The sequence below is a fragment of the Bacillus sp. AFS002410 genome, assembly GCF_002556365.1.
Classification (GTDB): Bacteria; Bacillota; Bacilli; order Bacillales; family Bacillaceae_G; genus Gottfriedia.
This window is the reverse complement of the sequence record NZ_NUEU01000021.1, coordinates 71645-92561: the sequence shown is the minus strand read 5'-3', so window position 1 is coordinate 92561 and position 20917 is coordinate 71645. Positions and strand designations below refer to the sequence as shown.

The 20917-nt window shown below is 33.1% G+C and carries 18 protein-coding genes and 1 other annotated feature; of the genes, 5 read left to right on the top strand and 13 right to left on the bottom strand.

Annotation, left to right across the window (positions count from 1 at the left end):
- Positions 1-233: 233 nt before the first annotated feature.
- The 4 genes from corA to CN692_RS13900 all read left to right on the top strand — a co-directional run bounded on the left by corA (position 234) and on the right by CN692_RS13900 (position 4007).
- Positions 234-1175 carry a magnesium/cobalt transporter CorA gene (corA, locus tag CN692_RS13915; protein WP_098119773.1) on the top strand — a complete coding sequence of 314 codons (942 nt, stop codon included), beginning with the start codon at positions 234-236 and terminating at the stop codon, positions 1173-1175.
- Positions 1176-1468: 293 nt separating this feature from the next.
- Complete coding sequence (locus CN692_RS13910; protein WP_098119772.1) at positions 1469-1939, top strand: helix-turn-helix domain-containing protein; 471 nt, start codon at positions 1469-1471, stop codon at positions 1937-1939.
- A gap of 13 nt (positions 1940-1952) precedes the next feature.
- On the top strand, positions 1953-2558 hold the full coding sequence (locus CN692_RS13905; RefSeq protein ID WP_098119771.1) for a hypothetical protein: 606 nt from the start codon (positions 1953-1955) through the stop codon (positions 2556-2558).
- Between the two features lie 285 nt (positions 2559-2843).
- Positions 2844-4007 carry a hypothetical protein gene (locus CN692_RS13900; RefSeq protein WP_098119770.1) on the top strand — a complete coding sequence of 388 codons (1164 nt, stop codon included), beginning with the start codon at positions 2844-2846 and terminating at the stop codon, positions 4005-4007.
- Positions 4008-4392: 385 nt separating this feature from the next.
- Here CN692_RS13900 and CN692_RS13895 read toward each other — a convergent pair whose 3' ends face one another.
- From CN692_RS13895 to CN692_RS13880, 4 genes are all read right to left on the bottom strand, one after another.
- A complete protein-coding gene (locus CN692_RS13895) occupies positions 4393-4635 on the bottom strand; it encodes a DNA alkylation repair protein (RefSeq protein ID WP_098119769.1) in 243 nt (80 codons plus the stop codon).
- 65 nt (positions 4636-4700) lie between these two features.
- Positions 4701-4895 carry an NETI motif-containing protein gene (locus CN692_RS13890; RefSeq protein ID WP_098119768.1) on the bottom strand — a complete coding sequence of 65 codons (195 nt, stop codon included), beginning with the start codon at positions 4893-4895 and terminating at the stop codon, positions 4701-4703.
- Between the two features lie 95 nt (positions 4896-4990).
- Entirely contained in the window at positions 4991-5713 is a 723-nt protein-coding gene (locus tag CN692_RS13885) for a Bax inhibitor-1/YccA family protein (protein WP_098119767.1), read from the bottom strand.
- Positions 5714-5840: 127 nt separating this feature from the next.
- A complete protein-coding gene (locus CN692_RS13880) occupies positions 5841-7226 on the bottom strand; it encodes a glycine--tRNA ligase (RefSeq protein WP_098119766.1) in 1386 nt (461 codons plus the stop codon).
- 81 nt (positions 7227-7307) lie between these two features.
- Positions 7308-7487, bottom strand: a binding site (T-box leader).
- A 211-nt stretch (positions 7488-7698) separates the two neighbouring features.
- On the opposite strand from CN692_RS13880, the gene CN692_RS13875 reads away from it, so the two are divergent.
- Complete coding sequence (locus CN692_RS13875) at positions 7699-8127, top strand: hypothetical protein (protein WP_098119765.1); 429 nt, start codon at positions 7699-7701, stop codon at positions 8125-8127.
- Between the two features lie 496 nt (positions 8128-8623).
- Here the strand turns inward: CN692_RS13875 and CN692_RS13870 are convergent, their stop codons facing one another.
- The 9 genes from CN692_RS13870 to CN692_RS13830 form a co-directional block, all read right to left on the bottom strand.
- On the bottom strand, positions 8624-9331 hold the full coding sequence (locus CN692_RS13870; RefSeq protein ID WP_098119764.1) for an ABC transporter ATP-binding protein: 708 nt from the start codon (positions 9329-9331) through the stop codon (positions 8624-8626).
- Positions 9332-9351: 20 nt separating this feature from the next.
- The gene (locus CN692_RS13865; RefSeq protein WP_098119763.1) at positions 9352-10122 is read right to left on the bottom strand and encodes an ABC transporter ATP-binding protein; all 771 of its coding nucleotides are present in this window, start codon (positions 10120-10122) and stop codon (positions 9352-9354) included.
- Positions 10123-10137: 15 nt separating this feature from the next.
- Complete coding sequence (locus CN692_RS13860) at positions 10138-11412, bottom strand: branched-chain amino acid ABC transporter permease (RefSeq protein WP_098119762.1); 1275 nt, start codon at positions 11410-11412, stop codon at positions 10138-10140.
- Positions 11413-11421: 9 nt separating this feature from the next.
- Positions 11422-12405: a branched-chain amino acid ABC transporter permease gene (locus tag CN692_RS13855; protein WP_098119761.1), complete on the bottom strand. Its 984-nt coding sequence runs from the start codon at positions 12403-12405 to the stop codon at positions 11422-11424.
- A gap of 163 nt (positions 12406-12568) precedes the next feature.
- Entirely contained in the window at positions 12569-13747 is a 1179-nt protein-coding gene (locus CN692_RS13850) for a branched-chain amino acid ABC transporter substrate-binding protein (RefSeq protein ID WP_098119760.1), read from the bottom strand.
- A 780-nt stretch (positions 13748-14527) separates the two neighbouring features.
- On the bottom strand, positions 14528-16960 hold the full coding sequence (gene parC, locus CN692_RS13845) for a DNA topoisomerase IV subunit A (RefSeq protein ID WP_098119759.1): 2433 nt from the start codon (positions 16958-16960) through the stop codon (positions 14528-14530).
- Complete coding sequence (gene parE, locus CN692_RS13840) at positions 16960-18933, bottom strand: DNA topoisomerase IV subunit B (RefSeq protein ID WP_257131619.1); 1974 nt, start codon at positions 18931-18933, stop codon at positions 16960-16962. The genes parC and parE overlap by 1 nt, the downstream gene beginning before the upstream one ends.
- Positions 18934-19189: 256 nt before the next feature.
- Positions 19190-19600, bottom strand: a complete 411-nt coding sequence (locus CN692_RS13835; RefSeq protein WP_098119757.1) for a CoA-binding protein — start codon at positions 19598-19600, stop codon at positions 19190-19192.
- 107 nt (positions 19601-19707) lie between these two features.
- Entirely contained in the window at positions 19708-20907 is a 1200-nt protein-coding gene (locus CN692_RS13830) for a S1C family serine protease (protein WP_098119756.1), read from the bottom strand.
- Positions 20908-20917: the final 10 nt, after the last annotated feature.

Sequence of the window (20917 nt, the reverse complement as noted above, 5' to 3'; positions counted from 1 at the left end):
CATTGTTACAAATTTTCTTATACTTTTTTAATGTGAGAACGCTAAAAATGCTAAAATAACGTTCAATCTTAAATGTTTTTAATTATTCTATTCTGTTTCTAATTTCTTGATTTCAAACTTAGTTGTCATGTTTATATCGTGAAAACTTCTACATAATTTTTTTCAAAACGAAACAGAAATATTGTGTTAAACTGTTTTTGGAGAAAGTTAACGAGAAATAGGGAGTGCGAGATATGATCAAAACAATGGCTGTATATAAAGACGGAACAATTGCATTTGATGTATCAATTGAAGAATTAAATTCCGAACGAATTGATTGGGTTTGGGTCGATTTTGAAAATCCTAAAACAGAAGAAATTGACTTATTGCGAACCAAATTCCACTTCGATGAAATAGCAATTAAACATTGTGTAAGCTATAAAGAAAGACCGAAAATGGACTATTATGAAGGCTATCGTTTTATCGTTCTACAATCATTGAACGAGAACATGGAACAAACTGAAATTGATCTCTTTTTGTCTCACAAGTACATCGTTTCATTTTGTTGGGAAACGACAAGTGTATTGCAAATTGTGTGGAACAAAATAAAAGGATTAAAGAGTATAAAAGGACTGAAGCCAGAACAAATTCTATACCACATTTGCGATGAAATAGCAGATAAATTCTTTCCAATTGTCCAAAAAATCGAGGATGACATTGAAGACATTGATGAATTAGGAACAAATTCCGACCTTAGTATGATCGATGGAATCAAAACACAAGTAAGTAAATTATCTAAAGTAAGAAAAACTGTTAAACCAACAAAGGATTTAATTTACCGTATTTTAAATTCAACACATGTTGAAATAGACAAAGAAACGACAAAGAAATTACGTATTGTCTACGATCACCTATTGAAATTATTAGATGACATTTCAGATAACAGAGAAATGGCAAATGACATCAGAGAAAGTTATATTTCCACTAACTCACACAAAATGAATAAAACGATGAAAATGTTAACATCTGTCTCGATTGTTTTCATGCCATTAACATTCATCGTCGGTGTTTACGGGATGAATTTTATTCACATCCCTGAACTTCAGTTAAAGTATGGTTATTATTACTGTTGGGCAATCATGCTAATTATCGTGATTGGATTAGTGATGTGGTTTAAGAAAAAAGATTGGTTCTAATATTTGCTTGAGGTTATTAAGAGAGTCATAAAGGGAATCGAAAAGCTAGTTTTAAGCTATCCCCACACTCTAGAAAAAGGTTATCCAACACAAAAAAGATGAACTCTNNTTCATCTTTTTTGTGTATCTAAATGTAAACTAGGTATCAAAGAATACGATCTTCCAACCAAACGGTTATATTCCCTTTTTTTACTTCTTACTTTGAACCGCGAAATTTGTATAACGAAATCAATCTTGCAAATCTTGTTTAACTTGTAATAAACAAGCTATAATAAAAATAGGAGGTGTTTTCAATGCCAGCGAATCAGTCAAACGTATTTTTCACAAAAGATGACTTAATTGCACAAATTAGTGCAACGTATCCTTTGTTATCTAAAGGCGAAGGAAAGGAAATTATTCAAAAAATTATTTATTCCATTAAAGGAACTGCTGAATTAGACGGGAAATTTGTCTTTCTATTACCAGAAGATTCAATCGAACCCATTCAATCGAACCAGAATATGAACGAAAGTGAATTTGTCGATACAAAAACAGTCGCAAACTATTTTGGTATCACACCGGAAACTGTTCGGGATTGGATTCATAAAAAGATTCTTCCAGGTCAACAAATCGCTGGATCAAGAGGAAAGTTTCAAATCCCTCGTGATGCATTTGAGTTTTTCAAAACGCAACGCGAAGCTCGAAATACGATAGTTGATGAAATCTTAAACAACAAATTTGATGACGCACAAGATGATGCAGAATTTGAACTAGATGACGAATAGGAGTATTTCTAAAATGATAAATCCAAAATTTGCTTTAGATACGAATTTTGTTGCACCGTGTATTCTACATGGCAGTAAATCAAAAAATAAATTTAATTGGCTCGATACTTTGATTTATATGCAAAGTAAGAATATCATTACCCTCTCACTACCAACAACGACACAAGCCGAAATTTATGGCGTATTACGCTCAGGTCGTATGAAACGGAAACTAAAAAACGGAACTAAAGTGCCTCTCGTGTTAGAACACCATGAGATATTGAAAATCGCTACTGTCTATAAAGAAATATTTAATTTAGATTATATGAACAAATTGGACGGAGCGAAATTGGATGATCCGTCAACTTATAAAACCCAACTTTCACAAGAAGTAAAACATTCAGCTTATCAAATGGATATTCGGCAATGCCTGGAATACTTAAGAAACAAAGGAATAGACCTTGCTAGATTTGATCGAAACGAAGGTGATATATACGATTTACACATCATGGTTTCTTCAATAAAAGAAGCAACTGATTATTTAGTGACTACCAATATTAAAGACTTCCCTAATCCCCTTGGCACCTGTGTAGTAATTCAAAAAGAAAATCTACCTGAAGTATTACCACTTTACCCTTAAACCCACTATCTTTAAAAAAGTTCTACTTTTACTTGGAAATATAAGCTGTTCTTAAAACATACTCCACTTTACAGTTTCCATATGAACTTCAATAAAAAGTGTCAAATTAATATAAAAAACAATAACCAACGCATTGGGTACTCCTTTCCCATTTTTTCATCTTACGCAACTACCGCTTGTATTTTTAGATTTAGATTCAGTCGTAAATGCTGTATTCAAATTTGTCAGTTAATGATATTTTTATAGTAAAGACTTTTTTCATTTTCTAGATGGGTGTGAACAGTAATGTTAAGACTAGTAAAACCGGGAATAAATATTAATTCAATACTATTTTATGAGGGTGGATTTACAAAACCAAATAAAAATAAACAGTATCGATCACAATTTTTAATTGATGAAACTAGATTTGTTTATGCAGATGTTATACTTACGTACCCTATTACAGATCAAACTCGTTTTGTTAATTTAAAATATGAATACCACTCCCAAGATGGAACGGTCATTGATAAAAAGAATTTAAAAGTAGAGTTAAAAGAAGGGATAAGTACCGTTACCGAGTCGTTTCGAAATGGATTAGACAAATTTTATCGATGGAAACATGGTGAGTATAAAGTTGTCATGTTTTTAGATGAGAAAAAAATTGCAGTAAAATCATTTTCAATAGTAGAACCTAAAGAAAATTTTTTAGACAAAGTGGACATGAATCCCATACGATTATTTCAATCTAGTTTTATTAATCTAACTGAAAAAGAAAATAGGGAATATATAACGCAATTCCCACAACTAGATACAGGTGGAATTACTTGTGAAATTGATTTCTCATACCCAACATTAGAAATAGACAAGCGAGTCATTATTGAGCAGCTGATCTATTATTCAGATGGTGAAGTATTGGCAAAAGAACAACACGAAAAAATATTATTAGAGGGTTCAAATACTTCAAAATTCGAATTAAATTGGGGATCCGGCAAAAAAGGAAGATGGGCAAGTGGAAAATATAGAATGGTAATTTTTCTTAATGGTAAAATCTTTGGTGAAAGAGAATTTGAAATAATAAACACAAACGTAGTAAACCTTCCAACGCTTACATTTAATTCACTACGCTTTTACAATACTAATATCGATGGTGTAGAAAAAAAGAATCGCATTTACAAAAGGGAATTTTCAAGGGAAACTGCTTCATTTATATTCTGGGAATTACAATTTTCTATGACTACGGTTTCAAAGAGAAGAAGGATTGACTTGGAATTTGACTATCTAAAATCTGATAATACCGTACTTGCTAGAGAGAAATCCAGCTTCAATTTAGAAAGAGGATGGGACAATGCCTGGTATGCTGATGGTTGGGGCTATAATGACATACGTAAGTGGGAGAAAGGACTGTATTCAGTAAGAATAAAAATAGATGGCAAAAGTTTTGGTGAAGGAGATTTTGAAATAGTTGATTAGATTATTTCGTTATTATCGATCTACAATTGTTTAAGCCAAAAAAATGACGAAATGAGTTCTGTCTCAATAGCCCTATTTGATTAAAAATCATCAAATTAGAAACGCTAGAATGCTGACTTAACAGTATTCTTGCGTCTTTTTACTTTAAAGCTGAAGTCTACTTTTACTCATTGATTGATGCCATTAAAACATCTAAATAATCTTGTCTCATGCCGACATTAAAAGTAAAATCTACTAGCCTCTTCTTCACTTGCAAAGCTTTTATATCATTGCTTAATTTTTCAAGGGCATTTTTCTTAAATAGTCTGAATAACTCTTTTGCATTTTTATTAAAAAGCAGGAAATTTCTTCAGGATACTTAAGTTTTGTCATTTTTACAATTTAACTACAGTGAATCAGCAGTTTTCTCAAACATTACACTTTGCTCAATTAAACCACAAGCCCCACATTGAACTAAATACTCAGGTCCTTTATATGGTACAAAAAATGGATCAAGTCCACCTGAAATATACTCTTCTTGTTCAATGTCTCCGCTTTGAGCATTTAATTTAACTGCTTTTGGATTTTGTTCAATTAAATAAAATCTACTTTTGTTTGTTTTACAGCGTGGACATGCTAATTTATGCATATTTTTCACCTCATATTTTATTCATATAAGGTTACTTTTCCAATAATTTACTTTTTTTATGCATTTTAATTTGCACTTAATTTTCCTTCAAATACGATTCTTCTTCCGGTTGGTTCAATTTCTACTTTTCCATTTACCATTTGCTCTGAAAAGATTGGAACTTCCATTCTTTTAACCGGTGTATACCCTTCTTTTTGCATTCTTTCTATACAATCATTAATTGTTTCGTTTTCAAATACTTCAAATTTTTTCTTACTCATTTAATTCCCTACTTTCTTATCATATTAAACATCAGACTTTTAATATAGTAAAAAACCTTACTTTCATTTGAGAGTAAGGTTTAATATGACTACAATTAATCGCGAAGCCTTGATATAAATCGGAGTGCTTCAATATAAACCCAAATTACAGTGACTAATAAACCAAATGCACAGTACCATTCAAATTCTTTTGGTGCACCTTGTTTAACGCTACTCGTAATTAAATCAAAATCTAAAAATAAATTAAGTGAAGCAATCACAAGAATAGCTAAACTTACAAATATTCCAATTGGTCCAGATTGTTGGATATATGGAATCGGAACATGGAAAAGCTGTAGAACCATTGTCATTAAATAAAATAATAGAACACCAATCGTTAGGCCAAATACAATTGATCTAAAGCGATGTGTTACTTTTACAAGTCCAGTAGCGTAACAGATCAACGTTCCAGCAATGATCGCAATCGTTAATAAGACTGCTTGTAATACTATCATTCCGTAAGTTGCTTCATAGACTGCTGAGATATTTCCAATTAATATTCCTTCAACTGCTGCGTAAATTGGTGTAGTAATTGGCGCAATTCTTGGTGAAAAAGATGTTACGAATCCAAGTATTAGTCCAACGATTAAACAACCGATAAACACTTTTGAATTAAGTGTACCTGTAGAAGTTAAATAAAAAGAGTATCCAGCTGTTGCGATTAATAATACTAATGCAATGATTGTTTTACTAATTGTCCCGCCTAGTGTCATTGCTTGTGCTGAATATCTTGATTTTGATAAACGTTCAGAATTTAAGATAGGATTTGAACTCCTCATTTAAAGTCCTCCTTTATTTTATACCTTTATTTTACCATTTTTAGTAAATTTCTTAAACTTTAAACAAGCTTTAGTAAAATATATGAAAAAAGATGCCCAAAAGGACATCAGATTTCAATTAATTAAATTAAAATTTAACTTTATTTGCTAAGAATGATTGTAGTTCACTAATTGCAACACGGGTTTGTTCCATTGTGTCACGGTCACGAACTGTTACTTTTCCATCTTCAATTGATTCGAAATCGTAAGTGATACAGAAAGGAGTACCGATTTCATCTTGACGTCTATAGCGTTTACCAATTGAACCAGTTTCATCGAAGTCAACATTAAAGTCTTCTGCTAAAGCAGCAAATACTTCTTGTGCATTTTCAGATAATTTTTTAGATAATGGTAAAATCGCTGCTTTATAAGGTGCTAATGCAGGATGTAAACGCATTACTGTACGAGACGTACCATCTTCTAACGCTTCTTCATCATAAGCATCAATTAAGAATGCTAATGTTACACGGTCAGCACCTAATGATGGTTCGATACAATATGGAACGTATTTTTCATTTGTGATAGCATCATGATAAGTGAAATCTTCAGTTGAATATTCCATATGTTGTTTTAAATCATAATCTGTACGAGACGCGATGCCCCATAGTTCGCCCCAACCAAATGGGAATTTATATTCAAAGTCAGTTGTCGCATTACTATAATGTGATAATTCATCTGCACTATGTTCACGTAAACGAAGGTTTTCTTCATTCATACCTAAAGCTAAAAGCCAATTATTAGCAGTTTCTTTCCAATAGTTATACCACTCTAGCTCTTCACCAGGCTTACAGAAGAATTCAAGCTCCATTTGTTCAAATTCACGAGTACGGAACGTGAAATTTCCTGGAGTGATTTCGTTACGGAAGCTTTTACCGATTTGAGCAATACCAAATGGAACTTTCTTTCTCATTGTACGTTGAACATTTTTAAAGTTTACGAAAATACCTTGAGCTGTTTCAGGACGTAAGAAAATTTCATTTGTACTAGATTCAGTAACACCTTGGAATGTTTTAAACATTAAGTTAAATTGACGAATATCTGTAAAGTCATGGCTACCGCAATCAGGACATGCGATTTTATGTTCTACAATTAACTTCGCCATTTCTGAAAATGGAAGACCATCAACGATAATTTCCATTCCTTTTTCATCAAGTGCATTTTCAATTAATTTATCAGCACGATGACGAGCTTTACAATTTTTACAGTCGATCATTGGATCATTAAAGTTACCAATATGACCTGAAGCTTCCCATGTACGTGGGTTCATTAAGATTGCAGCATCTAATCCAACGTTATATGGACTTTGCTGAACGAATTTTTTCCACCAAGCTTTTTTTACGTTATTTTTTAATTCTACACCAAGTGGACCATAATCCCACGTATTTGCTAAACCACCATAAATTTCAGAACCTGGGAATACAAATCCTCTGTGTTTAGCATGACTTACTACGACATCCATCGATTTTTCTGACATTTCATTTGCCTCCATTTTTCAATTGTTTTTTTGAAAATGTAAGAATGAAATAAAAAAGCTCTCATCCTTAGGCATTTTCAGCCTAGGGACGAGAGCTGTATATGCACCCGCGGTTCCACCCTAGTTGACAATTAAAAAAATTGTCCACTTTAAGAATTAACTCAGGAATGCCTTTCGCTAAAGGTTTTGATTGAGCTCCCACTATCCTCAATTCGCTAAGCAAAATAATCTTTAGTTACTTCTTTCCGTCAACGTTATATGTAATAAATAATATGTTGTTATTTTAACAAAGTGACAACTAGTAAGTCAAATATTATTATGATCAATTTAGTATTAAAAAATACGTCGAATTTTTCGAATATTTTTAGGAATATTCATGTAAAGATAAAACCTTTACAGTATGAACAATAATTGGTATGATAGAAAAGTTGTTTTATTTATATACCTATACTACCAGAAGGGAGTGCTAGTTTTGAGTAGCAGCATTTTTCTAAAGACAAAGAAACGTTCAGCAGTATTGCTTGATAAACATCATTCCATTCGTTTATTAAAGACGAACAAAAAACGAATCGTGAACAAAAGAAATAACAAAATAAAAGGGTTCGAACAGTTATTAGTTAAAGAATTAAACGAAGAAATGATTTCAACTTCAAACAGTACGGTAAATGAAATTTCTGAAAATGTAAGTAATGTAGTGATCGAAGGACTTCCAGTAACATTTCTTCTAAAGCTTGGAAAAGAGTTTTTCTCAGATTTAGAAGCAGTGAAGTACTATTATAATAGTAAACATGAAGATTTTTACAAGAATCGTAGTTTACTAGAGGAATCACTTCAATCTTCAATTAACAATGCTTCAAATGAAGATCAATTAAAAATTTCGGAATTTATTTCGAACAAATAATAGTTAATAGTAAAAAGAGGATATCCTAAAAATGTAATTTTTAGGGTCCTCTTTTTTATTTATCCGTAAAAACAAAAAACTGCAATTATGTGCTGGAGTTTAATTATGTCCGCACTGCAATTAAAATTAGTAAATCTGCAATTAAAACCCTAAGAATCGCAAATAAAATAAAACATTCCCCATACCGGTTGTGGTATTCAACACTTATATTTGATCCAAAATTGGTAGATTTTAATTGAAAACTAGCGAAATGGCAATAATTCTTTCTAAATTAAATAAACATCTGGTCATTCTCTATCAAAATGACCGCTTTTATTGCATACAAATATTAAATATCATACTTACAACCACACTTTCATAAAAACGACTAAATTTTAGTTTAGATCGCTACTTACTCAAACTATCAACAAATGATTGTTTCATTTTCAAAACAAAAAAGAGCTATCTTTATCAGTTTACCTGAGATAGCCCCTTTTCCTTCTATTTTACCTTATTATCAAGCTAAATAAGCTTTTTTCACTTCTTCATTATTCATTAATGACTTACCTTCACCAACCATTTGAATCTCACCTGTTTGGATTACGTAACCTCGATGTGCGATTTGTAAAGCTTGGTAAGCATTTTGTTCAACAAGTAAAATGGTCATTCCTTGTTTGTTTAGTTGCTCAATGATTTCAAATATTTGTTCAACGATAATTGGTGCAAGGCCCATTGAAGGTTCATCAAGCATTAGTAATGATGGTCCCATCATAAGTCCCCTACCAATTGCAAGCATTTGTTGTTCTCCACCACTCATCGTACCACCTTTTTGACTTAGGCGTTCTTTGAGTCTTGGGAAGTAGTCAAATACCATTTCCATACGGGCTGCGATTAGTTTTTTGTCTTTAACTGAGAAGGCACCCATTTCTAAATTTTCTTTTACAGTAAGTTTAGAAAAGATTCTTCTTCCTTCTGGTACATGTGCAATCCCCTTTAAAGCGATTTCATGAGATTGTAGCTTAACAATTTCTTCACCTTTATAAATCAGATTGCCTGATTTTGGTTTAACTTGCCCACATATTGTTTTTAAAGTAGTAGATTTTCCAGCACCGTTACTTCCGATTAATGTTACAATTTCACCTTCATTTACTTCTATGTTAATATTTTTCAGTGCTTGAATACCACCGTAAAAAGAGTTAATATCTTTTAATTGTAATAGCGTCATTTTTTTCTTTACTCCTTTCACTATGCATTAGTCACTGCACTTTTTCCTAAATAAGCTTCAATTACTTTTTGATTATTTCGAATTTCTAATGGTTTGCCTTCAGCGATTTTTTCGCCATGATCAAGTACGAATAAATATTCCGAAATTTCCATAACAAGCTTCATATCATGCTCGATTAATACGATTGTTAAGTTTAAATCATCCCTCATTTGATAAATTAAATCAGTCAATTCTTTCGTTTCTTTCGGATTCATACCTGCAGCCGGCTCATCTAAAAGCAAGATTCTTGGTTGAGATGCCAATGCACGAGCAATTTCAAGTCGTCTTTGTGCACCGTATGATAAACTTGATGCTTCCTCATTATAAACATCAGCCAATCCAACGTATTCTAACCATTTATATGCTTCTTTCATCGCCGATTTCTCTGCTTTTTTAAAGCTAGGTAAATGGAATAGTGTTGAAAAAACACCATATTTTAAATGCTGATGCATCCCGACCATAACATTTTCTAAAGCAGTCATACTACTAAACAAACGAATATTTTGGAATGTACGAGCTATACCTTTTTTATTTACTTTATGTGGTTTTAACCCTACTAAACTCTCATTACCTAGCAAAACTTCACCACTTGTTGGAGTATATACACCTGTAATCATATTGAAAAATGTTGTTTTTCCAGCCCCATTTGGCCCGATTACAGCTGTTATTGAACCCTCTTTTATATCAATATTTACATTATTAACGGCAGTTAAACCACCAAAGTTTTTCGTTAAATTCGTTGTTTTTAACATTTGATAACCTCCTTCCTAAAATGAAACTGAGCGTTGATTTTCTTCGACTACTTTTTGATCTAGATCTACTACATCCTCTTTTGGAACAATCTTATTTTTGGCAGGTAATAATCCTTTAGGCCTAAAGATTGCTACAAGTACTAAAATTAGCCCGAAAATCATGCGTTGCATTTTAGAAGGTGATAGAGCAGGTGGTAGGTTAATTACTCCATCTAATGTTAATTGGTTTAAATAGTTTGTAACTTCTGTTAAAACTTGTAGATTTAAAATTGTAACAAGTGCTGCTCCAAGAATTACGCCTGGAACGCTACCCATTCCACCAAGAATTACCATTACTAGGATCGTAATTGATTCAAGTAATGTAAAGCTTGTAGGGTCAATGAACATTTGCTTTGCAGAGAATACTACACCCATCATTCCTGAGAAAGATGCTCCAATTGCAAATGCAATTAATTTCGTACGTACTAAGTGGATACCAGACGCTTGTGCTGCGATTTCATTCTCACGTACTGCTTTCCAAGAACGTCCAAGCTTAGAATCTTGTAATCTAGTAACAGCTAAAATGACGATTGCTAAGACAACTAGTACGACATAATAAAATTGCCCTGAATTATTAATCTCAAATCCAAAAATAGTAGGTGCTGGAATAGAAGATATACCTTGTGCTCCTCCTGTAATATTTATTGGTCGATCTAAGTTATTAAATACAATACGAATAATTTCTCCAAAACCAAGTGTTACAATTGCTAAGTAATCACCTTTTACTCGAAGTACAGGAATACCTAATAATACACCCGCTATTGCTGCAATAATTCCGCCGATTAGAATGAACACCCAAAATGAATTTCCTGAAAAAGGAAGAAAATCAAAATGCAAGAAATTTGTTACTTGTTTCGTAGAAAAAATTGCATAAGTATATGAACCGATTGCAAAGAATGCAACGAATCCTAAATCTAATAAACCTGCTAAACCAACTACTATATTTAATCCAAGTGCCATTGCAACATAGATTCCAACTAAAGTGGCTACACCCATATATGATTCAAATGCTGTACCTTGTGATGCAACATATGGCATAATCACTGTTAAAACTAGTATTCCAATGCTCCACTTTAATTTGACTGGAAAATTAGTCTTATATAATAAATAAAGTGAGAACAGGATTAATAGAAATGCTGTTACGGATTCTTGCAAAAAGTATAATCCTAATGATGTAACAACGATATACGCTCCTAAGAAAATTCCTTGTAGTTTATTTGATTGTTTCAACCCTTCTAATAAGCTCTTCATCTAATTCACCTACACTTTCTCAGCTACAGGTTTACCTAATAAACCTTCTGGCTTGAATATTAGAACTAGAATTAAAATTCCAAACGCAAATACATCTTTATATTCTGATGGGAAAATGCCATGTGTCAAAGTTGATAAATTTGTCGCTGCAAATACTTCAATTACACCGATTAATAAACCACCAAACATTGCACCACGGATATTTCCAATACCACCTAATACTGCTGCTGTAAATGCTTTTAGACCTAAAATAAAACCGATGTACGGATCAATTGTGTTGTACTGTAATGCGAATAACACACCAGTTGCACCACCCAATCCAGAACCTAAAAAGAATGTTAACGAGATGACTTTGTTTACGTTTACAGACATTAATGAAGCAGTTTCACGATCTTGAGCAACTGCACGCATTGCTGTACCCCATTTTGTTTTATTGATGAAGTAATCTAATGAAATCATCATTACTACTGCAACGACTAAAATAATGATTGATGCTGATTTAATTTGTGCATTCCCAAATGAAGAAAAGATTGAGCTAGTTTTAATTTGGTGTTGTCCTGAAAATAGTGATGGGCCAGTAATAATGTAATTTCCTTCTTTTAATTCAGCAATAAAACGGACGATATCTTGAAGTAAAAATGAAACACCAATTGCTGTAATTAATGTAATTAACTTTGGTGCTTTTCGTAATGGGCGATACGCCACTCTCTCGATCCCCATGCCTAGAAATCCAGTTGCTACAGATGCAATAATTAAAACGATTGCTAATACGATAATTGCAGGTAAACTACTTAATAAACCTAATCCAGTAAAAGTAATTAATACCGCAGTACCAATAAACGCACCCGCCATGAATATTTCACCATGTGCAAAATTAATTAGTTCTAATATCCCATAAACCATCGTATAACCGAGTGCAACGGTTGCGTAAACTGCTCCTAAAACAAGACCGTCTATTAGTACTTGAGGGAGTGTTTGGATTACTTCATTCATGTATGAGACCTCCTATAAATAATGTAGTTTAATTCTTATTAACTTCCAAAATCTTACAATTTTCTCATCTTATTGAGAAGAAAAGAGTATCCCGTAAAACGTGATACTCTTTTCTTTTTTTTCACCACTTTGCTTCCCTAGTATTAGTAGGCTATGTTACTAATTATGGTTTAGTTACTTCGCCTTCTTGAGTACCAGGATATTTAGCTTCTTTAAACGTATAGATAAATACTTTCGCGTATTTGTTGTCCCCTTTATCGTCAAAACCTACCTTTGTTACTACACCATCATAATCTTGGATCGCACGTACGGCCTTTTCAACTTGTTCGCGAGATGGAGTTTTTCCTTTATTATCGTTGATTGCATTTTTTAATCCTTCCAATAATACGCCAGCAGAATCATATCCGTATGATGAGAAAGATTCAATATTTTTATTAAATTTAGATTTATAAGCATCTGCAAATGCTTTCCCTTTATCTGTTTTTAACGTGTCACCAGCTACTGAAGTATAATAGAAGTTTTTAACTGCATCTCCAGCAATATCAACTAAACCTGAAGAGTCCATTCCATCGCCACCCATGAATGGGATGTTTAATCCTTTATCACGAGCTTGTTTTAATAAAATTCCTCCTTCAGCATAAAGTCCACCGAAGAATACTAAATCAGGCTTTTTCGCAATCACATTATTTAATACACCGTTAAAATCTTTATCACCAACTGAGATACCCTCTTCACCTAAGATTTTCGCGCCTAATTTTTGAGCAGCAGTTTTAAATTCATTTGCTAAACCTGTTCCATAAGGCGTTTTATCTTGAATGATGAAAATATTTTTAGCTTTTAATGTATTCACAGCAAAATTTGCACCAGCAGGACCTTGGAAATCATCACGAGCACAAATTCGGTTAACTACTCCTAATCCACGGTCAGTTACTTCATTTGCAGTATTTGAAGGTGAAACCATTACGATATGATCTTTCTCATACTTTAAAGAAGATGGAATTGCTACACCCGAGTTTAAGTGTCCAACAACACCAAGGATTTGATTGTCTGAAGCTAACTGCTCTGCATTCGCTACACCTTTCTTTGGATCTCCTTGATCATCATAAGGAACAATCTTTAAATCAAAGCCCAATTTTTTGAAAGCTGCTTTTTGATCCTCTAAAGCAAGTTGAGCTCCAAGCTTAATAGACTCCCCTAAAATTGCGTTATTCCCAGATAATGGGGTATTTGTCGCAATTTTAATAACCTGATTCCCATCCTTTGAACTATTCCCACAACCTGCTAAAATACCAGCCGTTAACGAAACTGAAGCTAAAATTGCAAAACCCTTCTTAAAAACCATATGTACGCCCCCTTAATAACCTTTTTTTGAAAATTTAAAATACTTAAGAAAATAGTAAGCTATATTTTTTCGTTAGACAAGTTCTTTTTATTCAAAATATTTCGACAATTCTGTCGATTAACTATTTTTTTAGACAATTATTACCATTAAAATTTCATTAAAATTGATTTTTTCTTATTTTCATAACGTAAAATTAAAAGCCTTTAATGCGTTTTGCTAGTTTACTAAGATAAAATTGTTTTTCTAAAATCATTTTCTATTTTTCGACAAATTCGACAAAAAAAGTAGTGGTTTGTAGTCATTAAAATTGACAAATATGCGATCACATTCTTTAAATTATGGCAGATTGCTGGTCTATAACTCTCTATAAACAGCAATGCGGTATTTTAGTGGGGGATTCACTTAGAGTAGATTTTCTGATCAACTTCATTAAATAGTTAATAGTTTTCTTCCTTTTTTTATCCGGTTTTGAAAAAATTAGAGCAAATTTATTAATTTTATATTTTGTGCATCTGCATTTGAAGCATTTGTAAGGTAGAATACCCTTACCGGTATAGGTAATTTCTTATCATATTTGAGATGATAGTCAATTTAATTGCAGTTTCACTAATTTTATTTGCAGTTTTGTTAATTTTATTTGCAGTTTCGCTAATTTTATTTGCACTTTTCACAGTTTTATTTGCACTCCGACCATTATGTCATCTACTCTTCCTTTAAATAGAATCTACAAATAAAAAAAGGATGTCCCAAAGTAACACTTCTAGGACATCCTCTTCTTATCTAATTATTTTCTTCTTTTTTGTATCGAATAATGGTCTTTATATCACCAGAATCATCTGTATCCATAATGAATGATCCATTGCTATACTGATCACTGTTTCTTAGATCAGTTGGGTCTATCGTTTCAAATTGTCCAGACTTACTTAACAATGCAAACATATCATTTTGATTAACTGCGTATACGCCAATTAATAAATGTGGATTGTTTTTTAAGTCTCTTAAAACTTTTACTCCTCGTGTACCTCTTGAACTTTGAGGAATTGTATCGAGTTTCATTTTTTTAATGGCTGCTCGATGTGTTGCACAGAATATTTCTTTCACTTCTTCACTAATAATGTCTGCTGATATAACAATATCATTTTCTTTTAAGTTAATTCCTTTAACTCCGCCAGCTCTTAAGCCTTGAATACTTATTTCTTCTACATTAAATATCAATGTGTATCCAGCGCTAGTCGCCAATAATACTCGGTTTGTTTCCGAAGTAACTCCTGCAAAAATTAATGCATCATCGGATTTAATCGACATTCCGACTAGTGGTTTCGAGTAGCGTTGAACTTTTAACTGTTGTATGCTTGTACGTTTTACGATTCCATTTTTTGTTACAAATAGAATAAACTCTTTATTTTCTTCAAAATTATTCACAACTGTTGCAGAAAGTATTGATTCGTCGCGTTCAATTGGAATAATGTTCGCAACGTGTTGCCCCATATCTTTCCATCTGATATCTTGCATTTCATGAATTGGTAAGTATAAATAATTACCTTTTGAAGTAAAAAGAATCAGCGTATCTGTTGTTGTACTTTCCACTTGATATATTAAACGGTCGCCTTCTTTCATACCGTAATCTTTTCCATTTGAGGCAGAAAAAGATCTTGGGCTTGTTCGTTTAACGTATCCTTCACTAGTTACTGTTACGATGACATCTTCTTGAGCAATTATATCTTCTCTTGCAATTTTAATTTCTTCAATCGCTGCTTGAATTGTAGAACGTCTGTCGTCTGCATATTTTAATTTGATTTTTTTTAAGTCTGTTTTTATAACGGATAATAGCTTTGTTTCACTGTTTAGAATTGCTTCAAGTTGTTTAATTTTCTTATCCAACTCGTCAGCTTCCTCTTGCAATGCAGTAATATCAGTATTTGTTAAACGGTATAACTGTAACATGACAATTGCTTCAGCTTGTAGTTCAGTAAAATCGAATTGAACGATTAACTTGTCTTTTGCATCTCGTTTGTCATTTGCAGAACGGATTGTTGAAATAACTTCATCTAAAATTGATAGTGCCTTCATTAAACCTTCTACAACATGTTGACGAGCTTTCGCCTTTTTCAAATCAAACTTTGAACGATTTGTAATTACTTCTTTTTGATGCTCAATATAAGCATCGAGTATAGCAGGTAACGACATTTGTTTAGGTGTACGATTATAAATCGCAACCATATTAAAGTTATAAGGTATTTGAAGCTCCGTATTTTTATATAAATAATTTAAAATTGCTTCATTATTTGCATCTTTCTTTAATTCGATAACAATGCGTAGACCAGTACGATCTGTTTCATCTCGCACTTCAGTAATTCCATCTACTTTACGATCAAGGCGAACTTCATCCATTTTCTTTACTAAATTCGCTTTATTAACTTCTGAAGGAATTTCTGTAATGATAAGTGCTTGTTTTCCACCGCGAATATCTTCAGTGTGAACACGGCTACGAATGATGATTTTACCTTTTCCAGTTTCGTATGCTTTTTTAATCCCATCTACACCTTGAATAATACCACCAGTAGCAAAATCAGGTCCGTGTATTACGGTCATTAAATCATCTACTGAACAGTTTTTATTCTCAATACGCATAATTGTCGCATCGATTACTTCACCAAGATGGTGCGAAGGTATTTCAGTTGCATAACCGGCTGAAATTCCTGTACTACCGTTAACTAGTAAATTTGGAAACATAGATGGTAAAACAACTGGTTCCATACTCGTGTCATCAAAGTTAGGTACAAATTCGACTGTTTCTTTATCAATATCTCTTAACAATTCACTTGCAATTGCTGATAATCTAGCTTCGGTATAACGCATAGCCGCTGGTGGGTCTCCATCAATACTACCGTTATTTCCATGCATTTGGACTAAAACATTTCTTAATTTCCAATTTTGGCTGAGTCTTACCATTGCATCATATACAGATGTGTCACCATGCGGATGATAATTACCAATAACATTACCGACCGTTTTAGCCGATTTACGGTATGGTTTGTCCTGTAAGTTACCTTCAACATGCATTGAATATAATATACGTCTTTGTACAGGCTTTAATCCGTCACGGGCATCAGGTAAAGCCCTCTCTTGAATAATATATTTACTATAACGACCGAAACGGTCACCTAATATGTCTTCTAAAGGGATATTATATAATTTTTCCGATGATTGCATCAGACATTGCTCCCTTCTGATTCTACTTCAACTTGCTCATTGTTTAAAATTTTATCCTCTTCATCTAAATCAAATACTACATTTGATTCAATCCATTTACGTCTTGGTTCAACTTTATCACCCATTAGAGTAGTTACACGACGATCCGCTCTTGCTGCATCATCAATTTTCACTCGAATAAGCGTTCTAGTTTCTGGATCCATTGTTGTATCCCATAGTTGGTCAGCATTCATCTCGCCAAGTCCTTTGTAACGTTGAATCATATAACCTTTACCAACTTTTTTGATTGCATCTTGTAAGTCTACTTCTGACCAAGCATACTCGATTACTTCTTTTTTTCCAGTACCTCTACTTACTTTGAACAAAGGAGGTAAGGCAATATAAACTTTACCAGCTTCTACTAATGGCTTCATATAACGGTAAAAGAATGTTAATAAAAGTACTTGTATATGCGCTCCATCTGTATCAGCATCGGTCATAATGACAATTTTGTCATAATTAACATCTTCAATCTCAAAATCACTACCTACTCCTGCTCCAATTGCATGAATAATTGTATTAATCTCTTCATTTTTCATTATGTCCGCTAATTTCGCTTTTTCAGTATTGATTACTTTACCACGTAAAGGCAAAATTGCTTGGAAGCGGCGATCTCGTCCTTGCTTTGCACTTCCACCCGCTGAATCACCCTCAACTAAGTATAATTCATTCTTCTGTGGATTACGTGACTGGGCAGGAGTAAGCTTACCACTTAATGATGTTTCTGAACGCTTTCTCTTTTTACCACTTCTTGCTTCTTCGCGCGCTTTTCTTGCTGCTTCTCTAGCTTGATAAGCTTTTATAGATTTTTTAACTAATGAAGTCGCAATATCTGGATTTTCTTCAAGGAAATATGCTAGTTGATCAGACACAACTGAATCAACCGCTGACCTTGCTTCACTAGTACCTAATTTACCCTTTGTTTGTCCTTCAAATTGAAGGATTTCTTCAGGAATTCGTACAGATACAATTGCAGCTAATCCTTCTCGGATATCCGCTCCATCTAAATTTTTATCTTTTTCTTTTAATAGATTAACTTTTCTTGCATATTCATTAAATGCTCTTGTTAAAGCTGTTTTTGCACCAACTTCATGGGTACCACCGTCTTTTGTACGAACATTATTTACGAAAGAAAGCATCGTTTCTGAATATCCATCATTAAATTGGAACGAAAATTCCACTTCAATTTTATGGTGCAGTCCTTCAAAGAATACAACTGGATGCAGTGCTTCCTTTTCTTCATTTAAATACGCTACAAACGCTTCGATACCGTTTTCATAATAAAACTCTTCGAAAGTATCATGGCGCTCATCTTTAATTGTTATTTTTAAGCCTTTTAATAAAAAGGCAGACTCTCTAAGTCTTTCACATAAAGTATCAAAGTTAAAATTTGTCGTACTAAAAATTGTTGGATCCGGTTTAAAATGAATCGTCGTACCAGTTCTTTTCGTCTTACCAACGATTTCTAGTGAAGTGGCAGGTTTCCCACCATCTTCAAAACGCTGTTTAAAAATTGTTCCTTCACGGTGAATTTCTACTGTTAACCATTCTGATAATGCATTAACAACTGATGCACCTACCCCATGTAGGCCACCACTAGTTTTGTAGCCACCTTGTCCGAATTTACCGCCAGCGTGTAGAACAGTTAAAATAATTTCAGGAGTCGGTTTTCCCATTTTGTGCATACCAGTAGGCATCCCACGCCCATGGTCTCTAACACTTAAGCTATGATCCTTATGAATAATCACATCTATTTGAGTCCCGTGCCCAGCTAATGCTTCATCTACAGAATTATCTACGATTTCATAAACTAAATGGTGCAGACCTCTACTATCAGTGCTGCCAATATACATTCCAGGTCGTTTACGTACAGCTTCTAAACCTTCTAGTACCTGTATCGCATCTTCATTATATGTTGTTTCATTCTTTGCCAACACCATTTCTCCTTTCTAACTAAAAACCTATATAAGAACATCCGTTCCATTATATCATAATATAAATAAAATGTTTCTTCTAATCGTTCATGTTAATGGTTTTTTTCCTAACTTACAAGTCGAACACGAAAAAAATTTATAGAGCATGGTGAAAAAAAGGGAGAAGAAGTTATAAAATTTCATTAATCTTTCTATACCTGCTCCATGCCTTCCGTTAAAAAAACTCACTGCTTTTACAGTGAGTTTTTTTAACGGACTATCTGGTCATTGCATGTTCTACTTTTATACAACGATCCATTATGACAGTTTTACCATTCTCTTTTAACAATTGATATGCTTCTTCATTTTCAATGCCAAGTTGTGCAAAGAAAACATCACAATCAATTTTCAAAAACTCTTGTGCAACAGGTAACAGGTGTTCAGGTCTTCTAAATACGTTTACAATGTCAACTTTTTCTTTGATTTCTGTTAAACTTGATACCGCTTTTTCTCCTAACACAGTATCAACAGTAGGGTTAACTGGAATAATTTTATATCCAGCATCTTGCATTGCTTTACTCACCATATAGGACGTCTTTGATGGATCTTTTGATAAGCCAACTACTGCAATTACTTTACTTGATTTTAGAATCTGTCCAATTTCTTCTCTTGATGGGTATTTACTCAATACGAATCACCCTTTCAATTTGACAATTTACATAAATAAGCGAAAAGAACAACTTTTCGCTTATTTAATCTTCTTTTATCATATTTCTAAAATCATTTATCTGTCAATCATTGACTAGAAGCTAATGTTAAAGTTGAATTTTTCAACTTACCATCTCGGTAGTAAGTAATCTTCAATTGATCTCCTACTTTTTTGTGAGAATACAGGTATTCTCTTACTGTGATTACATCTGTTACTGGTTTGTCATCAAGTGCAACGATTACATCTAATTGTTTCATGCCAGCTTTTGCAGCAGGTGTGTTTGGATCAACATGTGTCACAACTGCTCCTTTAGTAACTGATTTCGGTAATTTTAATGTTTCTTCGATATTGTATTGAGGAATTTCATCAAGTGATTTTAAGCCAACACCCATAACTGGTCTAGTTACTTCACCAAATTTTTCAATTTGATCTAGCGCCGGTTTAGCAATATTAATCGGAATCGCAAATCCAATACCTTCAACAGCTTGTTCTGCTATTTTACTTGAATTTATACCGATTACTTCACCTTTTGCATTAATTAAAGCACCACCACTATTCCCAGGATTAATTGCTGCATCAGTTTGAATTACTTGTGTTTGATAATCAGCAACCCCATCTCCATCAATATCTTGTGGTATTTCACGTGCTTTACTACTTACAATACCTTCTGTTACAGTACTTTCTAAAAATCCTAATGGATTACCAATTGCAATGGCTGTTTCTCCAACATTAATTTTTTCTGAGTCGCCTAATTTAGCGATATTTGTTACGTATTTTGCATCAATTGCTACTACAGCTAAATCTAATAATTCATCTGTACCAACAAGTTTGGCATCAATTAACTGCCCATCTGCCATTTTAACTTTTAACTGTTTTGCACCAGCTACAACGTGATTATTTGTAGCAACTAATGCTTTATTTCCAACTTTTTTATAAACAACACCTGAACCAGATCCAGCTTCTTCAGTTTCCATTGAGAATGGATTTGAAGATTGATAATTGTTTACACCAACAACGAATTTGCGTGCATTTTGAATTGTAGTTGTTAAGTCTTCACGAGAGACATTAATAACTTGTGTTGGTACTGTATTTGTATCATTTGATAAATTTGCAGGTTTATTTGTTAAGTTAAAAACATCGGGTGAAACAATTGAGATCGTCACAGCACCGATAATAGCTCCGATAAATCCCGTTACAAGCGGATAACCACCTCGTCTACTTCTCGTTTGCCTTTTATGATTGTTTGGATTTTCATTGTTTAAATCTGTTTCATCATAGTATCCCATAATTCTTTCC